The organism is Aquimarina besae (assembly GCF_042434905.1).
Classification (GTDB): Bacteria; Bacteroidota; Bacteroidia; order Flavobacteriales; family Flavobacteriaceae; genus Aquimarina.
In genome coordinates, this window is sequence record NZ_CP170199.1 from 383,483 (window position 1) to 404,398 (window position 20,916).

Here is a 20,916-nt window from a genome sequence, read left to right on the forward strand (position 1 = left end):
ATGAAGCAACTCACCAAAGCAGAAGAAGAAGTCATGCAACTCCTATGGGAGCTCAATGAAGGAAACGTAGCTGCCATTATAGAAAAAATGCCGGAACCCAAACCGGCATACAATACTATTTCTACAATCATTAGGATTTTAGAGAATAAGGAATTTGTGTCTCATCGTAAAGAAGGTAAAGGATATATATATTTTCCTTTAGTCAAAAAAGAGGAATATAGTAATCAGTCATTAAATAAATTAATGAACAATTACTTCAATGGTTCTTTTAGAAATATGGTCTCCTTTTTTGTAAAGAAAAACGATATGAATATCAAAGATTTAGAAACCATACTTAAAGAAATCAATAAGAACAATAATGATAATTCGTAACGGTCTGAAAACCTTTTTACTAATTATACCACTGATATTTGTAAAAGTCCAGGGGCAAACTTCTGATATAAAAATTGCTGATAGTTTATATAATATTGAAAATTACACCGAAGCGATCAATATCTATCAAAAAATAAACCCGAAGGATATACATGTATTTCTACAAATTGCTAAAGCTCATAAAGCTAAAGGAACCTATTCGGAAGCATTAAAATATTACGAAGAAGTCATACGTCGGGATACCACATTAACTTCTGTAAAATTAGCATATGCTAAGCTGTTAATGTCAACCAATAAATTTAAAAAAGCCGATAGTGTTTATTCTAATTTAGTAGATAAATATAACTCCAACCCTAACTTTCAATATCGCTTGGGTTTGGCTAAAAAAAAACTCAAAGATTCTACAGCAATACAGTATTTTGAAACCGCTTTTAAGCTGGATAGTACCCATCAGAAAAGTTGTTTCGAAGTTGCTATGTATTATCTTAGAAAAAGGAAATACAACGTAGTATCTGACATAGCCAACCAAGGATTATCATCTTATCCAGAAAATCCCGAATTGCTTAATGTATTAGCACAAAACTATTTGCTTAGAAAGTATTATCCAGAAGCTATACCCTATTTCGAAAAGTTACTTTCTTTAAACTATAGTAATGAGTTCATACATGCTTCTTTGGCTTTGTGCTATCATAAAAATTACGATTATGATCTTGCTATAGAGCAATATCAGATGGCATTACAATACAATGATAAAATTCCTTTAAGATATACTCGTTTGGGTGATGCATACGTTACCGTAAAAAACTATGATAAAGCTTTGGATAGTTATAGAGCGGCTTTGACCTTAAAAGATCTACCAATAGAAGAAGATCTTCTTAACATCGCTATGGTTTACAGACATCAAGAAAAATGGGAAAAAGCGATGGCACAAGCAAAACTGGCGCTAAAAGAAAATCCAAATTATATGAGGGCACAATATCAGTTAGCTACTTTTGCCGATGCTTACTATAAAGATCCAGAAGCCAAATTAAAATATTATAACGTATTCTTAGAAAAATTTGGTGATGATACTGATAAAAAAAATTATTTCAATTTTATCGTCAAAAAAAGAGTTGCAGCGTTAGAAGAAGAAATAGAAGAGAATAAACAAAACTTGCAAAGAAATTAGTCTTTCAGGCATATCAAATATGATCTTCCGTTTCTGATTATTCTCTTCTTCTAAATAAAAAGCTTTAATTTTATGCGCTTATGAATACCATTCAATGTTTTAATAGCCAATAAAATTATCGATGACTAAAAGGTTCTATTTTATATATGTTTTGATATTCACATTTTGTTCTTGTGATCATTTAATTGTTAAAAAAGAGAATCAAGAAGAGGTCCTAAAAGAAAAGTGGAACGAAATTGATAAAAACCAAGTGGATGAACCTCCTTTGTTTGAAGCTTGTAAACATGCGTCTGAAGAGGAGCAGAAGAACTGTTTTCAGAACTTGATAAATAAACACATCAGCAATCATCTTACAGATCACACGATAACCGTAACAGAATCTATTAACGATACGATTTGGGTTCCTTTGCTTATTACCAAAGAAGGAGACATTGTTCTCGAAGATTTCTTGGTTCCGGATATTATCACCTCCCAAATTCCTGATTTTAAGGATATTTTAGAAGAAAGCATAGATCAACTTCCTGAAGTTGAGCCTGCCCATACAAGAAGTACACCTGTGAATACGCGCTATAAATTACCACTAGTAATTCGTATTAATTAAGGACTAATTCTTATTCTTAATTCCTTAGTTTTGTAGAAATTCGTGATTTGTTGGAAAATGAAAAAATAATATTGGGTATCGATCCAGGAACTACCATTATGGGATTCGGGTTGATCAAGGTGGTGAAGAAAAAAATGTCTTTTTTACAACTTAACGAGTTGCAGCTTGGCAAATATGATGATCATTATCTAAAGCTAAAACTAATTTTTGAACGAACCGTAGAACTCATAGACACCTATCATCCGGATGAAATAGCTATTGAGGCTCCTTTTTTTGGTAAAAATGTACAATCGATGTTAAAACTTGGCCGTGCTCAGGGAGTCGCAATGGCTGCGGGATTAAGCAGAGAGGTTCCAATTACAGAATATTCTCCAAAAAAAATCAAAATGGCAATCACCGGTAATGGTAATGCCAGTAAAGAACAGGTAGCAAAAATGTTGCAAAGTCTTTTGCAATTAAAAACCCTTCCTAAAAACCTAGACTCCACAGATGGATTGGCGGCGGCTGTCTGTCATTTCTACAATATGGGCAGAGCAGACATTGTTGGTAAAAATTACACTGGTTGGGCAGCTTTTGTAAAACAGAATGAAAAAAGAGTAAAAAAGTAATTAAGAATTACGAATTTTGATATGAGAATCGAAATCGTGTCTCATAATTCTAAAATCGAATATCATCAGCGGCATCTATATACATATTCCATTTTGTAAGCAAGCCTGTCACTACTGTGACTTTCACTTTTCTACTTCAACTAAGAAAAGAGATCAAATGGTTTTTGCATTATGTAACGAAATCAAATTACGAAGATCAGAAATTGATGACTACCAAGTTATTGAAACTATCTATTTTGGTGGTGGAACTCCAAGTATTTTCTCTGTTTCTGCATTAAAATTTATCATTGATACAATTTACGAAAACTACCTTGTTTCCGATGATGTAGAAATCACAGTAGAAGCTAATCCTGATGACTTGACAGAAGCATATATAAAATCACTAGCTGCCACGGAAGTAAATCGTCTTAGTATTGGCATTCAATCTTTTTTCGAGGAAGACCTAAAACTAATGAATCGCGCCCACAATGCTCAGGAGGCTTTGGATTGTTTGTCTATAGCAACTCGTGAGTTTGATAATATATCAATAGATCTGATTTATGGAATTCCGGGAATGTCTTCAGAACGATGGAAAGAAAATCTACAGATAGCCTTGGACACCAAAGTCCCGCATATCTCCAGCTATGCATTAACAGTAGAACCAAATACTGCATTATCGTCTTTCATCGAAAAAGGAATTATCTCACCGGTAGAGGATGAACTGGCTCAGGAACATTTCGACATTCTTGTAGAAACCATGGAACACGCCGGATTCGAATATTACGAGTTTTCTAATTTTGGAAAACCCGGATATTTTAGCAAAAATAACACGGCCTATTGGCAAGGCAAACATTATTTAGGTATTGGTCCTTCTGCACATTCCTATAACGGAAAAGAACGCAGCTGGAACATTAATAACAATATAAAGTACATCAAAGCACTTCAGGAAAACAAACTCCCAAGAGAGATTGAAACGCTAACAACTACAGACAAATATAATGAGTATGTAATGACCGGATTGAGAACTATTTGGGGAGTCTCTCTACAAAAAATAGAAGATAATTTCGGACTTACCTATAAAGAATATTTGTTGAAGCAAGCACAGAAACATCTTGATGAACATCTTTTATTTCTTGATGGAGATATATTGGCTGTTACTAAAAAAGGAAAGTTTTTAAGTGATGGTATCGCAAGTGATCTTTTCTTGTTAAATTTAGGGTAAGCTATTTCCTAAACCAAAATCAGGATCATGCAAGAAAAATATGATGTCATAGGAACCAATTATAATACCACTCGTAAAGCAGATCCTTATCTTTTTAATAGATTACATACACTTCTTAATCCTTCAACCAACAGAACATATTTAGATATTGGATGCGGTACAGGCAATTACACAAAACAATTTGACAAAAAAGGATATCGTTTTATAGGTATTGATCCTTCTTCCGAGATGCTAGAAAAAGCTAAAACCCCAAGCAATAATGTACTTTGGGAAATTGGAAAGGCTGAAACTTTAGGGCTTTCAGAAAATAGTATCGACGGAATAGTAGCAAGTTTGACGCTGCATCATTGGGATAGTCTGGATCAAGGTTTTAAATCGCTTCGTAAAGTTTTAAAACCAGCAGGGAATATTGTGATTTTCACCGCTACTCCAAAACAAATGAAAGGTTATTGGTTATGCAATTACTTTCCAAAAATGTTAGAAGATTCAATGAATCAAATGCCTTCGTTAGATGCTGTCAAAAAGAGCTTACATAAAAATGGATTGGTCATAGAGAAGACAGAAAAGTACTTTGTTAAACCCGATATAGAAGATCTTTTTCTATATTCAGGAAAACATAATCCAAAACTATACTTTAAAGCTGAAGTAAGGCATGGAATATCATCTTTCTCATCCCTTTCTAATGCTTCAGAAGTAGAAAATGGTCTAAATGCTTTAGAAAAAGATATAAATTCAGGTGAAATAAAAGATGTTATAAAAAACTATGAAAATACAGATGGAGATTATCTGCTTCTTGTAGTCAAAACTGTAGATTAAGAATTTAATGATTACTAGTATACATTATAAAAACGTTACATATAAAGTTGATCTATCTCAGCCTCTTGATATATCAATCCCACTAAGAGCGACCGATGAAAATGTGAATGCCTGGTATATTCCGGCTCCAAAAATTGAACCGGTTACGGATGGAGATTGGATAGGAAAAGTTTCTGAAGGTGCTTCTACAAACTTTAATAACATCTACTTTAATCCACACGGACACGGAACACACACAGAATGTGTCGGGCATATCACCAAAGAGTTCTACAGTATTAATCAAACATTAAAACAATTCTTTTTTACTGCTGAACTTATTAGTGTTCAACCTGAAAAACAAGGAGAAGATTTTGTTATTACGAAAGACATAATCCAAGAAGCTATACAATCTAATCCAGAAGCTCTAATTATAAGAACACTTCCTAATACCATTGAAAAATTAAACAAGCAATATTCTCATACCAATTGGTCATATCTTTCTGAAAAAGCTGCACTATTTATTCGAGAACTCGGTATTAAGCACCTTTTAATTGATTTACCATCTGTAGATAAAGAAAAAGACGATGGTAAATTAGTAGCTCATAAAGCTTTCTGGAACTATCCAGAATCGCCAAGATTTGAAGCAACTATTACCGAAATGATTTTTGTAAATAGCGAAGTAGAAGACGGTATGTACATCCTAAATCTTCAGATTGCATCCTTTGAAAATGATGCGTCTCCCAGTAAACCGATACTCTATAAAATAGTAAACCAGTAATGAAAGCGACTTTGCAACTAGAAGAACTGGCGATGTTGGGATTAGGAATTTATCTATTCAGCCTACTATCTTTTTCCTGGTGGTTATTTCTAGTATTATTTTTGGTGCCGGATGTAGGAATGTTAGGATATCTTGTGAACAAGAAAATTGGTGCGCTTACCTACAACATTTTTCATCATAAAGGTTTAGCTTTTTTCTTGTACTGTGTTGGAATATATGCATCAAATGAGCATATACAACTATGCGGAATTATTTTATTTTCGCATGCTGCCTTTGATAGAATTTTGGGATATGGTTTGAAGTATGAAAAAGGTTTTAAATTTACACACCTTGGTGAAATAGGTAAAAAGAATTAATATGGAGTTGTTATTTGTTGGATTATTGATAGGTTCTGTTTTGGCGTATTTTGTTTTTGCAAGATTCAATGCCGCAAAAAAAAGAGCGGGTATACAAACACAATCTACCATTTTAATGGAAAAAATAAGAAGTGTCTGTAAGCTGGTCACGGTAGAGGGTGATTTTGCAGAGATTTATCATTATGAAAGTGTTAAAGAAAAATTTTTCAAAACTATAAGAGGAAAGAAAAAAGCCTTGATACTTATCGACGCAAAAGCTCATGTAGGGTTTGATCTTTCTAAAATAAAACTGGAAAGCGATACTAAAAATAAGCGAATTATCTTGACTCAGTTTCCGAGACCAAAATTACTCACCATAGAAACAGACTTTAAATATTATGATAAACAAGAGGGTTGGTTAAATCCTATGACCTCTAACGATCTTACCGATATAAACCAAGAAGCTAAACAATTTATCATTGATAAAATCCCTGAGAGTGGGTTAATAGAATCTGCAGGAAGAGAACTGCTTACGGTCATTTCACTGATGGAAACCGTTGCAGAATCTATTGGCTGGTCATTAGACTATTCTGCTTTAGAATTAAACAATGATCTTGATCAAAAGCTTATAAATTAAACTATGAGCATTACCATTTCTACAGAAAACTCAAAGTTAGATATTGACTTTATTCATCAGTTCCTCACCAATACGTATTGGGCAAAAGGAAGAACAAAAGAAGAAGTGATAACCAGTATAGAACACTGTTTTAATTTTGGCGTTTATTTGAATGAGCAGCAGATTGGTTTTGCCAGAGTGTTAACTGATTATACTGTATTTGGATACTTAATGGATGTTTTTATAATAGAAAAACACAGAGGAAAAGGATATTCGAAGATACTAATAAAAACGATTTTAGAACATCCCGAATTGCAAAGGATTAAACGTTGGATGCTAGCCACCGCAGATGCTCATGGATTATATCAACAATTTGGATTTGATGCGCTACCCGATCCAAATATGATTATGGGAAAGATAAGTCAATAATAATATAAAGTATGGATATAGAAACTTTTAGGGACTATTGTTTATCAAAAAAAGGAGTTACTGAAGAGTTTCCGTTTGATGAAACAACGTTGGTTTTTAAAGTAATGAGCAAAATGTTTGCATTAACCGGATTGAACAGAGTTCCTTTTAGTGTCAACTTGAAATGTGATCCTGACAAAGCTGTTGAACTAAGAGAATTCCATCCGGAAATCGAGCCCGGATATCATATGAGCAAAAAACATTGGAATACTGTTAACTTTTCGGGTAGTTTGGCTACTGATATGTTATGTGAATTAATAGATCATTCTTATGACCTAGTAGTAAGCGGTTTAACCAAAAAAGCAAAAACAGAATTAGAAAACCTTTAATTTTAAAAGTAAATAGAATATACCAAAGTACATCTTTTCTCTATCCTTGTTTCTATTTTATAAAATACAATGAAAAACCCACAAGAATTTTATATATCGCAAATTGATCTTCATCATCTATCTTTAAAAAAGATAAAAAAACAACTTGCTATTTCCAGTACCATTCGACTTTTTTTATTTCTAGCCATTGCGGCAGGGATTTACTTTGGATATCCAAATACACAAATTATTATTGGGAGTATTGTGATAGGTATTATCCTTTTTATCATTATGATTAATCGTCATAGCAATCTATTTTATGCCAGAAATAAACTTCAGAAATTAATCGACCTCAACCAACTGGAACTCGATGTTTTTAATGGGGATTATAGTAAACTATCAAGTGGTAGAGAATATATAGATCCTTCGCATCCATATAGTCATGATATTGATCTTTTCGGAAATCGGTCCTTCTTTCAGTATATAAACCGAACCACAACAGCAGCCGGTAAAAATAAACTCGCGACATTATTAAGAAGTAATGATATCCTAATGATCGAGCGCAAACAAAAAGCTGTTCAAAACCTTTCCAAACTTCCTGCATGGCGTCAACAATTTAGTGCTATAGCTTCTCTGGTTCACGTTTCTGTTCCTGTGTCTACGATTCAAAAATGGTTACAAAATTATACTCCTTTTGTTCCTAAAATAATGAGATGGCTTCCTGCAATTGTTTCAACAATTTCTGCGGTGATGTTAGTTTTATTATTTCTTGAAGTTATTACCTTTCAGGTCTTTCTATTGTGGTTTTTTATTGGTCTGGGCATCACCGGATCACAACTTAAAAAAATTAACATTTTATATAATGAGGCCAATAAAGTCAAAGATACCTTCGAACAATATTACAAATTGGTAGACAAGATTGAAAACAGTGATTTTGAATCTGCACTGCTTCAACAAAAACAACAAGACGTAATCAATACCCAAGAAAAAGCTTCAGATATACTGAAACAGTTTGCTAGCATTTTAAGTGCCTTTGATCAACGTAACAATATGATGTTTGGTATTTTTGCCAATGGTCTTATTCTTTGGGATATTATCCAGTGTTATCGAATCGAAAAATGGATTACCTCCCATCAAAGTAAAGTAGATCAGTGGTTTGAGGTTATTGCATTTTTTGATGCCTATAATTCCTTGGGTAATTTTGCTTTTAATAATCCTGATTATATCTTTCCACAATTGACCTCTGCAGATGTTATTCTTCAGGCTGATCAATTAGGGCATCCTATGCTACAACCTGAGAAAAGGGTGGATAATGATATCAAGATTAATCAAAAAGAATTTTTTATCATCACCGGAGCAAATATGGCGGGTAAAAGCACATTTCTAAGAACTGTAGCATTACAGATTGTAATGTCTAATATTGGACTTCCTATTTGTGCAAAATCTTGTTCCTATCGCCCCATAAAATTGATCACAAGTATGAGAACATCTGATTCACTTAGTGATGATGCTTCCTACTTTTTTTCAGAATTAACCCAGCTTAAAAGGATCGTTGATGCATTAGAAAAAGATGAATACTTTATCATTCTTGATGAAATTTTAAAAGGAACAAACAGTAAAGATAAGGCGGAAGGATCTCGCAAATTTGTAGAGAAGTTAGTTCAGGCTAAAGCCACAGGAATTATTGCAACCCACGATTTGAGTTTATGTGAAATAGCTTCAGAATTGGATCAGGTGAAAAACAGGTTCTTTGATGCACAAATTTTAAACGACGAATTATATTTTGATTATAAATTCAAAACGGGTATTTGTCAAAATATGAATGCTTCTTTCCTATTAAACAAAATGGGAATCGTGTAACCTTTTTTTGTAGTCAGAAGGGGTTACCCCTTTTATTTCTTTAAACTTTCGATTAAAATTGGATAAATTTTTGAAACCACTATTATAAGAAGCTTCAGAAATCGTAATCTCCGTTTCTTTTGACAATAATCTACAAACATTCTCAATTCGAACTTCGATTAAAAACTGAAAAAACGTCTTATTTGTACGTTGTTTAAAATAACGACAAAACGCATTTGGAGTCATATTAGCCAAGTCTGCTACTTCTTTCAATGAAAAATCTCGGTTAAACTCATTCATCACTGCCTGAAAAACGGTAGCCATACGCTTTCCTTCATTGTCCGTATATGCTCTCTTTGAAATAAATGAAGATATCGTTTCTATCTTAGCAGTTTTTAGTAGTTTTAATATTTTGAGGAAAACTGTAAATCGGTCTAACCTTTCCTCTTTCTTAACGATTTTAAGAAATTCTCTTTTTAGTTTTTGTTTTTTTGAAAGCACCTTAATTCCATATGCGGAATTTTTAAAAAAACTAGAAAAATCTTCAAACTCAGGAAGATCAAAAAACATATTCCCAAAAGATTCTCTAGTAAAAAAAAGTGAAATCATATAGGATTCAGAATCCGAAGCAGCACTTTGTAAAACGTGAGGAACGTTGCTTCCAAAAACCAATATATCATTTGGCTTATAATCTGTAATTGTATCTCCTACAATTAAGCTCCCTTCTCCTGAAATAATGATAGATATCTGTATTTCCTCGTGTTGATGAAATTTATCATATAAGACAATTTCATTATCTTCTTGAACAATTAGCGTATCTGTAGAAGATTTAGGTATTTTAAAGGGTAAAACTTTCATCTATAGCAATATATACTTCAATATTAATCATATTTTAATAAAGAAACACAATAAGAGGTAATATAGTATTACTATAAGATAATTTCTAGATATACTCACATTTAAAATGACAATATATTTGAATTAAAATTAAAAGGAATGACAATAGATTGGAAAGGCGTTATGCCAGCGGTTACTACAAAGTTCACAGATCAGGACACTTTAGATCTGGAAATGTTTACAACAAATATCGAAGCTCAAATACATGCTGGGGTACACGGCATTATTCTTGGAGGCACTTTAGGCGAAGCCAGTACTTTAAGTAATACCGAAAAAAGTATGCTGGTTAAAACGACTGTAAGCCTTTCAAAAAATCGAGTTCCGGTGATAATTAACATTGCAGAACAAAGTACCAAAGGTGCTATTGAAGCGGTTCATAAAGCTCAAGAAGATGGAGCCAATGGACTAATGATGCTTCCTCCGATGCGCTACAACGCAGGAGATAGAGAAACGGTGACGTATTTTAAGGAAATTGCTAAAAACACAGACTTGCCTATTATGATCTACAATAATCCGGTGGATTATAAAATTGAAGTAACTTTAGATATGTTCGATGAACTTTTAGAATTAGATAACATTCAGGCCGTAAAAGAATCTACTAGAGATATTTCTAATGTTACACGTATAAAAAATCGTTTTGGAGATCGATTGAAAATCCTCTGTGGAGTTGACACTTTAGCATTAGAAAGTTTACTGATGGGAGCAGATGGATGGGTAGCAGGGTTAGTTTGTGCTTTTCCAGAAGAAACGGTTGCAATTTATGAACTACAAAAAGCAGGAAGAATTAAAGAAGCACTAGCAATATATCGTTGGTTTTTACCATTGCTAGAATTAGATATAAACCCTAAATTAGTACAGAACATTAAACTGGCAGAAGTTGCCACCGGAATTGGAACTGAAAACGTACGTGCACCAAGACTTCCTTTGATAGGAGAAGAACGAAAAAAAGTTTTGGAAATTATAGAAAATGGACTAAAAACACGACCTGTTTTACCAGATTACAAAACCTTAGTTTACTAAACAATCTTAAAACTAACTCACTAATCCATTCACCATGATCACTGGTAAAAGCTACATTGGAAATCAACTTTCTTCTGAGGGAACAAAAACTTATAAAACTTTTAATCCAAAACTAAATATTGAAAACAATACTGTTTTCTATGAGGCTACAGCAGCAGAAATAAACAAAGCGGTATCATTAGCTTCTGACGCATTCGAATCTTTCAAAAAAATATCGGGAGTGAAAAAAGCGGCATTTCTAAATGCTATTGCTGATGAAATCTTAGCTTTAGATCAAACTCTTATTGAAGCATATATCACCGAAACCGGATTGCCCGAAGGCAGAGCAAAAGGAGAACGGGGCAGAACAATTGGGCAATTAAGAATGTTTGCAGAATTAGTAGCAGAGGGTTCTTGGGTAGAAGCCACAATCGACACTGCAGATCTACAAAGGGAACCCATTCCAAAACAGGATCTTCGCAAAATGATGATTCCTTTAGGTCCTGTTGTTGTTTTTGGTGCAAGTAATTTTCCGTTAGCGTTCTCAACCGCCGGTGGAGATACGACCTCTGCGCTTGCAGCAGGATGTCCGGTAATTGTAAAATCCCATCCTATGCATTCTGGAACCGGAGAGCTTGTTGCCTCTGCAATTATAAAAGCTGCGCAAAAAACGGGAATGCCAAACGGTGTATTTTCTAACCTAAACAGTGCAGGAATAGAAGTTGGTGTTCAATTAGTTAAGCATCCTAAAATAAAGGCAGTTGGGTTTACAGGAAGTATTCAAGGAGGACGAGCTCTTTTTGATTTAGCCAGTCAACGCCCTAACCCGATTCCGGTTTTTGCAGAAATGGGAAGTATTAATCCGGTGGTTCTTTTGCCAAAAGCAACAGTTTCTAAAGGAGAAGGTCTTGCTAAGACATATGCCCAATCCATTACACTTGGAACAGGTCAATTTTGCACCAATCCGGGTTTGATCCTAGGAATCAAAGGAAAAGCTCTTGATAACTTTATTACCATTCTTTCTAATGAAATTGTTAAAATAGAACCGTCTTGTATGCTACATCCTAATATCAGTGGCAATTATGAGAAAAATAAAACCCAAGTGGCACAACAGAGTGGATTGAAGATCACTGCTGAGTATGGAAATGATGTGGCAGTCAATTACGCCAGACAAGCAGTGACTACTGTAGAAGGAAAAACATTTATGCAAAACACTACACTACACCAAGAAGTATTTGGACCTTTTTCTTTAGTAGTACAGTGCAAAAATATTAACGAATTAGAAGCAATTCTGGGTGATTTAGAAGGGCAGCTTACCGGAACTATTCTTGCAGACGATGAAGAAATTAATAAGTATACTTCTGTAATAGACGCGCTTCAAAGCCGAGTAGGTAGAATTATTTATAATGGCGTGCCAACAGGAGTAGAAGTCTGTCCTGCTATGCTACATGGAGGTCCTTATCCTGCATCAACAGATAGCAGATTTACCGCTGTAGGAATTCATTCGATTAAACGTTGGGTACGACCTTTTAGTTACCAAAGTTGGCCAAATTTCTTATTACCGGATGAACTTAAAAACGAGAATCCATTAGGAATATCCCGATTAGTAAATGGTAATCCTACTACTGATATAATTTGATCATGTCCAGAACGACCTTTAAATGTATAGACGCTCATACCTGTGGCAATCCTGTAAGAGTTGTAACCACGGGGCACCCAGATCTCAAAGGAAATTCTATGAGTGAAAAACGACAGCATTTCTTAAAAGAATATGATTGGATACGAACAGGGCTGATGTTTGAACCTCGTGGTCATGATATGATGAGTGGTAGCTTTCTATTTGAACCTCAGCAGTCAGAAAATGATTTTGCCATTTTATTTATAGAAACATCCGGTTGTTTACCTATGTGTGGTCACGGAACTATCGGAACCATTACCATTGCAATCGAAGAAGGTTTAATTCAACCCAAGATCCCCGGAAAAATAAGAATGGAAGCTCCTGCCGGATTAGTAGAAATCGAATATCTACAAAAAGATGGTAAAGTAGAATGGGTAAAATTAAAGAATGTAAAGTCTTTTTTAGCCAGTGAATATCTAACAGTAGATTGTCCTGAACTTGGAGAAGTTACCTTTGATGTCGCATACGGGGGTAATTACTATGCGATTGTAGATCCTCAGAAAAACTTTAGTGGAGTACAAGATTTTACTGCTTCTAAATTAATCCAATACGCGCAGGTTATACGAGAAAGAATCAATAAAAAATATCCTGATCATTTCATACATCCAGAAAATAAAACTATCAGAGATGTGAGTCATATCCTTTGGACAGGAGATCCCATCGATCCTAGTTCATCCGGAAGAAACGCAGTTTTTTACGGAGACAAAGCGATTGATCGTTCACCGTGCGGAACAGGAACATCCGCAAGAATGGCACAATTATATGCTAAAGGAAAACTAACAAAAGGAGAAGAATTTATCCACGAAAGTTTCATTGGTTCTAAATTTATAGGAAGAATAGAAGAAGAGACTGCGCTGATGGGCAAAAAAGCAATCATTCCCAGTATTCAGGGTTGGGCAAAGATATATGGATACAACACTATTATTATTGATGAAATAGACGATCCCTATGCGCATGGTTTTCAGGTTATCTAGGTTATCAATGATACAATGTGAAAATGAAAGAATGATACAATACAAGAAATGATATATGGAGAAAGCAGAATTCATTAAAAAGTTTAAGAATAGAACTAAAAAATTATCCGTAGACATCATTTTGCTGTATAACAATCTAAATAAATCAGAAGCCACCAAAGTTATTGGTTATCAAATCATAAAAAGTGCTACATCGACTGCAGCAAACTACAGAGCATCTTGTATTGCTCGGTCAAAGAAAGAATTCTATGTTAAAATTTCTATTACTACTGAAGAAGCTGATGAAACCATCTTTTGGTTAGAAGTTCTAAAAGATTCAGGATTAGCTTCTGAAAAAGTAATCAATCCGCTTATAAAGGAAGCCGAAGAAATTTTAAAAGTAGTTTCAAAAGCTAGAAAAAATACGATCTTTAATTAATTCATTTTATCATTTATACATTAAAACATTGAAAAATTGTGTTATCATCGGAGGCGGAATCATCGGACTTTGTTCTGCATATTTTTTACAGAAAGAAGGTCATAAGGTAACGATCATAGATCAATCTTCTATGGATTTTGGTGCCTCATATGTCAATGCAGGATATATTACTCCTAGTCATATCATCCCATTGGCAGCGCCCGGAGTTATGAAAAAAGGACTCAAATGGATGTTTAATCCAAGTAGTCCTCTTTTTATAAAACCAAGACTCGATATCGATTTCTTACAATGGTCTTGGGCTTTCAATAAATCGTGTTCTGTCAAAAATGTAAATCGCAGTATTACGGCGATCAAAGATATTACCTTATTGGGAAGAGATCTTTATAATGACATCAAAAGGCAAGAAAGTTTTAAATTTCAGCTAGAGCAAAAAGGTTTGCTTATGATTTGCCAAACTGAAAAAATGCTAGAAGAAGAGGTAAACGTTGCTGATATTGCCAGAAAAGAAGGATTACCAGTTAGAGAGCTTTCCATGAACGAACTAAAACAACTAGAACCCAACACTCGAATACAAGCTAAAGGAGCAGTATTATACGAATGTGATGCACATACAACACCTCAAACGTTTATGGAAGAGATAAAAGATCATTTACAGTCTTCTGGAGTAACATTTATAAAAAATGAAAAAATACAGGATTTTACCGTCCTCAATGAAAAAATCGTTTCGGTCGCCAGCAATTCTCATTCTTATATTGCAGATGAATTTGTACTGGCTGCCGGTTCGTGGTCAAAATTATTAAGTAAAAAACTGGGGATTCGACTACTGTTAGAAGCAGGAAAAGGATATCGAATTAATTCTAAAAGGGACTTAGGAATTACAATACCGGCGATATTGGCAGAGGCCAAAGTAGCGATTACACCGATGGACGGATTTACTCGTTTTGCCGGAACTATGGAAATTGCAGGAATCAACCACGTAGTCAACAAAGTAAGGGTGGATGCAATAGCAAAAGCTACTCATAACTATTATCCGGATATTACCCTTACAGAGACCGAAAAAAATGATGCTGCTTGTGGTCTGAGACCTGTGTCTCCAGATGGGATGCCTTACGTCGGGAAATCAAAAAAATGTAAAAATCTTACCATTGCTACAGGACATGCAATGTTAGGATGGAGTATGGGACCTTCTACCGGAAAATTAGTATCCGAAATTATTTCTGATAAAAAACCATCATTGGATTTAGGTGTTTACCACCCTGATCGGAAGTTTTAATTTCTCATTAGTTTATCACTCCGGCCTATGCCGGAATGATAAATAGTACTTACAAAATTCCAGTTTGTCTCTTATAAAAAGCATCCTGTTGTTTCTGCATTAACTCTCTTGCAATTTTCTTTTTGTATTGATATAATTCATCTTCTTCTGCTATATCGCCGTATACTCTATCATTAATCGTATGATCAGTAGTTAATAATATTTTGCGTTGATCAGCCTTCTGTGCAGTCCAGGTTCTTACTTCTCCCTCTATATCTTCCAGTTTAAAATCATATTCTCCTTTTGGAGAAAGTAGTTTAGCAAAAATAGGAGAAGTTTCAATAGCCAAAAACAATAAAAAGATAAAAAATGAAGGCAACCACGGTAATTCATTAAGGGCGTTTACTCGCGCCATTAATCCGTCAAAATTATCAATGATTGGTTGAGAAGCCTCAACTTGTTTCTCATAAGCTGATGAAAGCTCGGTTTTTTGTTTTTCTAAATCTGTGATCTTTTCGGCATTTGTTTTCTTAAGCTCTACCAGTTCGGCCAGCATTGCATCATGTTTTTCTCTTTTCTCTTTATAAACAGGGCCCTTACCTACAATCTCAGTTCCTTTTCTGCCTTCGGCTTCGGCAATATAGGTTTCATACAGTTCATTTACTGCTGTTTCCTTAGTACTCACCTCTTCTTTTAATCTCGCTATTTGTTCATCAATACCTTCTACTATAGGTGTATATTGTATTGCTATTTGTTCTTGATTTGCTAATGTCAAATCATTCTTTTGTTCTAGAAGTACCTGATCGATTTCTTTCTCGAAAATCTTTAATTCTAATGGTTTTGAGATAACCACCGCAATGATCACAGCCAATACAATTCTAGGAGATGCTTGTAAAAATTCATCTAAAAAATTATCCTTTTTCTTTATGGTAGACACAATAAATCTATCCAGATTAAAAATTAATAATCCCCATACCAATCCAAAGAAAATGGCGGTGAAATAATTATCAAATACGGTATAAAGTGCATAACTGGCTGCTAAAAAAGCCATAAGCGCTGTAAAAAATACCGTTGCACCGATACCTGCATACTTGTTTTGTTCTCCTTGGGAACTATTTGCCAATATATCGGCATCTGCGCCAGAGCACATTATAAAAAATCGTTTTAACATAATCTAAGGGTGTTTTTTGATCGACAATAAACTTATAACGTTGATTTCTAACTAAATGTTGCGCAAAAAACCCCACCGAGGTGAGGTTTTAAACAATTAATACATTTAATCAATCACTAAAGCTTGCGATCAATCTTTAAGTTTCACTCTTGATTTCCCATTTTTTGTAGACGCATCGATGGAAAGGTTGTTATTAGAGTCCTCTACTAATTTAAGTGCTTCTTTGGCCGAAATTTCTTTTCCGTTGTAATAAAAATCGGCATCTTTTTTAGCCATACTTTCAATCAATTTTTCAGAAGAATGGTTTCTAGATGCTAATCTAGCCCTCATTTCGGCTTCTCTAGCACTTTTTCTTGCTTCCATTTGAGCTTTATGAGCTTGCATTTCGGCTTTTTTCACTGCTTTTCTAGATTCCATTTCGGCCTCCAAGGCTTTTTTTCTTGCCTGCATCTCCGCTTTACGAATCTCTCGTTCTATTTTAAGCGCTTCACTTTGGGCTTTTTTGATTTCTTTTTCGGATCTAGCCCGAGCTTCTCGAGATGCTATTAATGCCATAACTCTAGCTTTTTCTGCTGCTTCTCTACTTATTCTTGCATTTTCTAGCACCTGTTGACGATCTCCATTATCATCTTTTACCTTACTTGCTGCTTCTATTGCAATTGCACGCGCCTTTTCTGCAATTTGTCTGGATTCTTCTGCATTGAGCATTGCCAGTTGCGAAGCTTGTTTTTGCTCTTGTCTAATTTCTTCAACCATAGCGATTGCCTCCTCTCTTTGCAGATGAACTCTTTCCCTTTCAATTTCTGCACGCACCCTTTCAACCTCTGCTCGCTCTCTCGCTAATTCATTTTGAACTCTTTCTTTTAGTTCTGCCTTTTCCTGTTCTGTCAAATCCTCTTTTTCTGACAAAAGAATTTCTGCATAGCCATCTTTAGTTTTAATCTTTTTAGCTTTTTTAGATTGTTCTGCCGTACCATTTTTCCCTTTTGGCGTTGTAGGTGGAGGTGGTGGTGGAATATTACTCTTCTCTCCTTTCTTAACTTTAGGAGCCTTAGAAGGTGGCGGAGGTGGTGGTGGAATATCACTTTTTTCTCCTTTGCTTACTTTTGGAGCCTCTGGTGGCGGAGGTGGCGGTGGAATATCACTTTTTTCTCCTTTCTTTACTTTTGGTGCCTCTGGGACAGGAGGTGGCGGTGGAATATCAGGGAACTGCTCTGATCCTTTACGCTGCTCAGTAGTCATGTTCCTGTAAATATTTATCATACGATAAATCTCGCTCTCGCTAATGGTAATCGGTTTATTTCCTTTGATTTTAGCGTGTAAATCTTTTGCCCAGACATTATATTCTTTTACCATTTCCTTAGTCACCCCTTCTTGAACACTGTTTTGTTTTTGATTTAGGGAACTGCTCTCTTCTTTATCTTTTAAAACAATAATTGAAGATTTTTCGAGCGTATTCAATTCTTCAATATCAGGAAACATAACTTCTTCCATTGGTCGCTCTACTTCTTTAGCCACTATTTCGTTATTAAAAAATAATACGCATAGTGATAAAATAGGTGCTAAAGTGATTAGCTTTAACATCGCTCTTTTTTTAGAAAACTCTTTTGTCATCATCTGTAATCGTTTTTTAGTTAATGAATAATTAATAGGACTCGATAATATAGCTTGATTAGAGCTGTTAGGATAATTAAGGAGTAAATCAACATAGTTTTGTATCGAAAACCGTTGTTTCAATACATTCTGATCCGCAAGAAACTCGTGGTTTAACTTTATTGATCGTTTTATAAATATAAAGATTGGGTTAAACCAAAAGATTACTTGCAGTATCTCTACAAACAGTATGTCTAGTGTATGTTTTTGGGAAACGTGAGTTTTTTCATGAAGTAATACTTCTTCTGGAATATTATGATCCTGAAAATCCTTTTTAGGAACAAAAATATAGCTGAGAAATGTATGTGGAACTATAGCGCTGCAAACCAATACATTGATATGTGAAGACTCTTTCAATTGTTCGTTAGTTCTAATTCTTTTAGAAATATCAGTAATGTTTTGGATGAATCGGAAACCAAACACCAAAACTCCCATTACGTATATACTCCAAAGAATAAATGAGGTATAATCGATAGGTTCTACTATCGCTACGGTTTCTGGTGACATTATCATCGGAATAGTATTTTCTGAAATCATTTCTGGACTAACCATCACCTCAACTTCGTAAGTAAGTGTAATCATTGGGATAATGAATGAAATTCCCAGACTAAAAAGAAGATAAAACCGTTTTATAAAATGGATATTCTCTTTTTCTAAAAGCAACTTATAAAATGCCCATAAGAGCATTAAACAAAGTGATGATTTAATAATATAGGCTATCATTTTTGTTTCTTTAAAAGTTCCTGATCTACAATCTTCTTAAGCTCTTCTAATTCTGATGTCGACAAGTTCGTTTCTGAAGTAAAGAAAGATGCAAACTGCGATGCAGAATCATTAAAAAAATTCTTGATCAAACCATTTACGTGTTTAGAAAAATAATCCGTCTTTTTTATCAAAGGAAAATATTCTCTAGATTTTCCATATAAGGTATAATCAACAAACCCTTTGTCTGTCATTCTTTTAAGTAAAGTAGCTACAGTAGTAGTAGCAGGCTTGGGCTCTGGAAAAGCATCTAGTAAATCTTTCATAAAAGCTTTCTCTAGTTTCCAGAGGTATTTCATTAATTGTTCTTCGGCTTTGGATAATTGCATTACTCTACATTATTAGAATTAACTCTACAAATGTAGAATAAAAAATCATAATTCCAAATATTTCTATAAAAAAAGACTTGTCAAATTTAAAAAACCTGACAAGTCTGTGTGATATTATTTGCGTTAGGGATAGAAGTGACATCCTTATGTGTCAAGTACTCTTCGAGAACCTCAGAGTACTTGACACATAAGATATAGCGGATAGCCCGACCTCAATCAAAATTGAGGTAACGCCCTAATTTTTCTTATTCAGCTCCGTGAAATACTTATAAAATAACGGAATCGTTTCAATACCTTTTAAGTAGTTCCAAACACCAAAATGCTCGTTGGGCGAATGGATGGCATCACTATCCAGTCCGAATCCCATGAGAATGGTTTTACTTTTTAATTCTTTCTCGAATAAAGAAACGATAGGAATACTTCCTCCACTTCTTTGAGGGATAGGAGTTTTACCAAAAGTATCTTGATAAGCTTTGCTCGCTGCTTGGTACCCAATGCTATCTATTGGTGTTACATATCCTTGTCCACCGTGGTGCGGTGTAACTTTTACCGTTACTGCTGCTGGTGCAATACTTTCGAAATGATTTTTGAACAGCTCAGTGATTTCTTTCCAATCCTGATTAGGCACCAAACGCATCGAAATTTTAGCATACGCCTTACTCGCAATCACAGTCTTGGCACCTTCTCCGGTATATCCGCCCCAAATGCCATTCACATCCAGTGTAGGACGAATAGAATTACGTTCATTAGTTGTATACCCTTCTTCTCCGTATACCGCTTTAATATCTAATGACTTTTTATACGCTTCTAGAGAAAATGGTGCTTTTGCCATTTCAGCACGCTCTTCTTTAGAAAGTTCTTCTACTTTATCATAAAAACCAGGAATCGTAATATGATTATTCTCATCGTGTAAGGAGGCTATCATTTTAGTCAGGATATTAATTGGATTAGCCACGGCTCCTCCATACAACCCACTATGCAAATCTCTATTTGGGCCAGTAACCTCAACTTCTACATAGCTTAATCCTCTTAATCCTGTAGTGATAGACGGAACATCTATAGCGATCATCCCCGTATCGCTAATTAGGATAACATCATTGGATAATTTCTCTTGATTTCTTTCTACAAACCAACTTAGACTATTGCTTCCTACTTCTTCTTCTCCTTCTATCATAAATTTTACATTACAAGGAAGCTGATCTGTTTTGGTCATGAATTCCATTGCCTTGACATGCATATACATTTGACCTTTATCATCACAGGAACCTCTAGCAAAAATTGCACCTTCTGGATGTAGTTCTGTTTTTTTGATGACTGGTTCAAAAGGAGGACTATCCCAAAGGTCAATTGGATCTGGTGGTTGTACATCATAATGACCATATACCAAAACCGTAGGTAGATCAGGATTTATGATTTTTTCTCCATACACAATCGGATATCCGGGAGTTTCGCATATTTCTACAATGTCACAACCCGCATTCTCCAGACTTTTTTTGACTTCATCAGCTGTTTTGATAACATCTTTTTCATATGCTGAGTCTGCACTAATAGATGGTATTTTGAGTAGTTCAACAAGTTCGTTAATAAAACGATCTTTATGTTCCTGAACGTAAGATTTAGTATTTTGCATTTGGATTGAGTTAATTTTGTCTAAAAGTAGTAAAAATGCAGTAATTTAATCCCTTTAGAACCAA

The 20,916-nt window shown here is 34.6% G+C and carries 22 protein-coding genes; 17 read left to right on the forward strand and 5 right to left on the reverse strand.

From position 1 onward, the window contains the following. The 12 genes from ACE94K_RS01690 (at position 1) to ACE94K_RS01745 (ending at position 9,110) form a co-directional block, all read left to right on the forward strand. A complete protein-coding gene (locus tag ACE94K_RS01690; protein WP_378179043.1) occupies positions 1 to 372 on the forward strand; it encodes a BlaI/MecI/CopY family transcriptional regulator in 372 nt (123 codons plus the stop codon). Next, entirely contained in the window at positions 359 to 1,540 is a 1,182-nt protein-coding gene (locus ACE94K_RS01695) for a tetratricopeptide repeat protein (protein WP_378179046.1), read from the forward strand. Before ACE94K_RS01690 ends, ACE94K_RS01695 begins: the two co-directional genes overlap by 14 nt. Before the next feature lie 121 nt (positions 1,541 to 1,661). Next, the gene (locus ACE94K_RS01700; RefSeq protein ID WP_378179049.1) at positions 1,662 to 2,141 is read left to right on the forward strand and encodes a hypothetical protein; all 480 of its coding nucleotides are present in this window, start codon (positions 1,662 to 1,664) and stop codon (positions 2,139 to 2,141) included. A gap of 50 nt (positions 2,142 to 2,191) precedes the next feature. Beyond that, entirely contained in the window at positions 2,192 to 2,749 is a 558-nt protein-coding gene (gene ruvC / locus ACE94K_RS01705; protein ID WP_378179052.1) for a crossover junction endodeoxyribonuclease RuvC, read from the forward strand. A gap of 64 nt (positions 2,750 to 2,813) precedes the next feature. After that, a complete protein-coding gene (gene hemW, locus ACE94K_RS01710) occupies positions 2,814 to 3,950 on the forward strand; it encodes a radical SAM family heme chaperone HemW (protein ID WP_378184194.1) in 1,137 nt (378 codons plus the stop codon). 27 nt (positions 3,951 to 3,977) lie between these two features. Beyond that, on the forward strand, positions 3,978 to 4,766 hold the full coding sequence (locus tag ACE94K_RS01715; protein WP_378179055.1) for a class I SAM-dependent methyltransferase: 789 nt from the start codon (positions 3,978 to 3,980) through the stop codon (positions 4,764 to 4,766). Between the two features lie 7 nt (positions 4,767 to 4,773). Next, on the forward strand, positions 4,774 to 5,523 hold the full coding sequence (locus ACE94K_RS01720; protein WP_378179057.1) for a cyclase family protein: 750 nt from the start codon (positions 4,774 to 4,776) through the stop codon (positions 5,521 to 5,523). Further along, on the forward strand, positions 5,523 to 5,879 hold the full coding sequence (locus ACE94K_RS01725; protein WP_378179061.1) for a DUF4260 domain-containing protein: 357 nt from the start codon (positions 5,523 to 5,525) through the stop codon (positions 5,877 to 5,879). The genes ACE94K_RS01720 and ACE94K_RS01725 overlap by 1 nt, the downstream gene beginning before the upstream one ends. Position 5,880: 1 nt before the next feature. Next, positions 5,881 to 6,495: a DUF4230 domain-containing protein gene (locus ACE94K_RS01730; RefSeq protein ID WP_378179064.1), complete on the forward strand. Its 615-nt coding sequence runs from the start codon at positions 5,881 to 5,883 to the stop codon at positions 6,493 to 6,495. A 3-nt stretch (positions 6,496 to 6,498) separates the two neighbouring features. Next, positions 6,499 to 6,903: a GNAT family N-acetyltransferase gene (locus tag ACE94K_RS01735; protein ID WP_378179067.1), complete on the forward strand. Its 405-nt coding sequence runs from the start codon at positions 6,499 to 6,501 to the stop codon at positions 6,901 to 6,903. An 11-nt stretch (positions 6,904 to 6,914) separates the two neighbouring features. Beyond that, positions 6,915 to 7,271, forward strand: a complete 357-nt coding sequence (locus ACE94K_RS01740; protein WP_378179070.1) for an MmcQ/YjbR family DNA-binding protein — start codon at positions 6,915 to 6,917, stop codon at positions 7,269 to 7,271. 69 nt (positions 7,272 to 7,340) lie between these two features. Next, positions 7,341 to 9,110 (forward strand): DNA mismatch repair protein MutS, encoded by a 1,770-nt coding sequence (locus tag ACE94K_RS01745; protein WP_378179073.1) that lies wholly within the window; start codon positions 7,341 to 7,343, stop codon positions 9,108 to 9,110. On the opposite strand, the gene ACE94K_RS01750 is transcribed toward ACE94K_RS01745, so the two are convergent. Further along, positions 9,087 to 9,947 (reverse strand): helix-turn-helix domain-containing protein, encoded by an 861-nt coding sequence (locus ACE94K_RS01750; RefSeq protein WP_378179076.1) that lies wholly within the window; start codon positions 9,945 to 9,947, stop codon positions 9,087 to 9,089. The genes ACE94K_RS01745 and ACE94K_RS01750 overlap by 24 nt on opposite strands. A 138-nt stretch (positions 9,948 to 10,085) precedes the next feature. Between ACE94K_RS01750 and ACE94K_RS01755 the strand changes: the two genes are divergently transcribed. Genes ACE94K_RS01755 through ACE94K_RS01775 form a run of 5 tightly spaced genes read left to right on the forward strand, consistent with a single transcriptional unit; the run spans position 10,086 to position 15,328 of the window. Further along, positions 10,086 to 11,006, forward strand: a complete 921-nt coding sequence (locus ACE94K_RS01755; RefSeq protein WP_378179079.1) for a dihydrodipicolinate synthase family protein — start codon at positions 10,086 to 10,088, stop codon at positions 11,004 to 11,006. Positions 11,007 to 11,040: 34 nt separating this feature from the next. Further along, positions 11,041 to 12,624: an aldehyde dehydrogenase (NADP(+)) gene (locus ACE94K_RS01760; RefSeq protein ID WP_378179082.1), complete on the forward strand. Its 1,584-nt coding sequence runs from the start codon at positions 11,041 to 11,043 to the stop codon at positions 12,622 to 12,624. A gap of 2 nt (positions 12,625 to 12,626) precedes the next feature. Further along, positions 12,627 to 13,637 (forward strand): 4-hydroxyproline epimerase, encoded by a 1,011-nt coding sequence (locus ACE94K_RS01765; RefSeq protein WP_378179084.1) that lies wholly within the window; start codon positions 12,627 to 12,629, stop codon positions 13,635 to 13,637. Between the two features lie 55 nt (positions 13,638 to 13,692). Then, positions 13,693 to 14,055, forward strand: a complete 363-nt coding sequence (locus ACE94K_RS01770; RefSeq protein ID WP_378179086.1) for a four helix bundle protein — start codon at positions 13,693 to 13,695, stop codon at positions 14,053 to 14,055. A gap of 28 nt (positions 14,056 to 14,083) precedes the next feature. After that, positions 14,084 to 15,328: an NAD(P)/FAD-dependent oxidoreductase gene (locus ACE94K_RS01775; protein ID WP_378179089.1), complete on the forward strand. Its 1,245-nt coding sequence runs from the start codon at positions 14,084 to 14,086 to the stop codon at positions 15,326 to 15,328. 49 nt (positions 15,329 to 15,377) lie between these two features. On the opposite strand, the gene ACE94K_RS01780 is transcribed toward ACE94K_RS01775, so the two are convergent. The 4 genes from ACE94K_RS01780 to ACE94K_RS01795 all read right to left on the reverse strand — a co-directional run bounded on the left by ACE94K_RS01780 (position 15,378) and on the right by ACE94K_RS01795 (position 20,852). Continuing rightward, the gene (locus tag ACE94K_RS01780) at positions 15,378 to 16,478 is read right to left on the reverse strand and encodes a DUF4407 domain-containing protein (RefSeq protein ID WP_378179092.1); all 1,101 of its coding nucleotides are present in this window, start codon (positions 16,476 to 16,478) and stop codon (positions 15,378 to 15,380) included. Between the two features lie 129 nt (positions 16,479 to 16,607). Then, on the reverse strand, positions 16,608 to 18,854 hold the full coding sequence (locus ACE94K_RS01785) for a M56 family metallopeptidase (RefSeq protein WP_378179095.1): 2,247 nt from the start codon (positions 18,852 to 18,854) through the stop codon (positions 16,608 to 16,610). Continuing rightward, positions 18,851 to 19,222, reverse strand: coding sequence for a BlaI/MecI/CopY family transcriptional regulator (locus ACE94K_RS01790; protein WP_378179098.1), 372 nt, complete (start codon positions 19,220 to 19,222; stop codon positions 18,851 to 18,853). Before ACE94K_RS01790 ends, ACE94K_RS01785 begins: the two co-directional genes overlap by 4 nt. 235 nt (positions 19,223 to 19,457) lie before the next feature. Further along, the gene (locus tag ACE94K_RS01795; RefSeq protein ID WP_378179101.1) at positions 19,458 to 20,852 is read right to left on the reverse strand and encodes a dipeptidase; all 1,395 of its coding nucleotides are present in this window, start codon (positions 20,850 to 20,852) and stop codon (positions 19,458 to 19,460) included. Positions 20,853 to 20,916: the final 64 nt, after the last annotated feature.

Coding starts and splice junctions, on each gene's coding strand:
- ACE94K_RS01730 (WP_378179064.1), top strand. CDS start 5,881: ATGGAGTTGTTATTTGTTGGATTATTGATAGGTTCTGTTTTGGCGTAT.
- ACE94K_RS01755 (WP_378179079.1), top strand. CDS start 10,086: ATGACAATAGATTGGAAAGGCGTTATGCCAGCGGTTACTACAAAGTTC.
- ACE94K_RS01790 (WP_378179098.1), bottom strand. CDS start 19,222: ATGCAATTATCCAAAGCCGAAGAACAATTAATGAAATACCTCTGGAAA.
- ACE94K_RS01780 (WP_378179092.1), bottom strand. CDS start 16,478: ATGTTAAAACGATTTTTTATAATGTGCTCTGGCGCAGATGCCGATATA.
- ACE94K_RS01745 (WP_378179073.1), top strand. CDS start 7,341: ATGAAAAACCCACAAGAATTTTATATATCGCAAATTGATCTTCATCAT.
- ACE94K_RS01735 (WP_378179067.1), top strand. CDS start 6,499: ATGAGCATTACCATTTCTACAGAAAACTCAAAGTTAGATATTGACTTT.
- ACE94K_RS01695 (WP_378179046.1), top strand. CDS start 359: ATGATAATTCGTAACGGTCTGAAAACCTTTTTACTAATTATACCACTG.
- ACE94K_RS01770 (WP_378179086.1), top strand. CDS start 13,693: ATGGAGAAAGCAGAATTCATTAAAAAGTTTAAGAATAGAACTAAAAAA.
- ACE94K_RS01795 (WP_378179101.1), bottom strand. CDS start 20,852: ATGCAAAATACTAAATCTTACGTTCAGGAACATAAAGATCGTTTTATT.
- ACE94K_RS01760 (WP_378179082.1), top strand. CDS start 11,041: ATGATCACTGGTAAAAGCTACATTGGAAATCAACTTTCTTCTGAGGGA.
- ACE94K_RS01715 (WP_378179055.1), top strand. CDS start 3,978: ATGCAAGAAAAATATGATGTCATAGGAACCAATTATAATACCACTCGT.
- ACE94K_RS01765 (WP_378179084.1), top strand. CDS start 12,627: ATGTCCAGAACGACCTTTAAATGTATAGACGCTCATACCTGTGGCAAT.
- ACE94K_RS01785 (WP_378179095.1), bottom strand. CDS start 18,854: ATGATAGCCTATATTATTAAATCATCACTTTGTTTAATGCTCTTATGG.
- ACE94K_RS01700 (WP_378179049.1), top strand. CDS start 1,662: ATGACTAAAAGGTTCTATTTTATATATGTTTTGATATTCACATTTTGT.
- ACE94K_RS01725 (WP_378179061.1), top strand. CDS start 5,523: ATGAAAGCGACTTTGCAACTAGAAGAACTGGCGATGTTGGGATTAGGA.
- ACE94K_RS01690 (WP_378179043.1), top strand. CDS start 1: ATGAAGCAACTCACCAAAGCAGAAGAAGAAGTCATGCAACTCCTATGG.
- ACE94K_RS01720 (WP_378179057.1), top strand. CDS start 4,774: ATGATTACTAGTATACATTATAAAAACGTTACATATAAAGTTGATCTA.
- ACE94K_RS01750 (WP_378179076.1), bottom strand. CDS start 9,947: ATGAAAGTTTTACCCTTTAAAATACCTAAATCTTCTACAGATACGCTA.
- ACE94K_RS01740 (WP_378179070.1), top strand. CDS start 6,915: ATGGATATAGAAACTTTTAGGGACTATTGTTTATCAAAAAAAGGAGTT.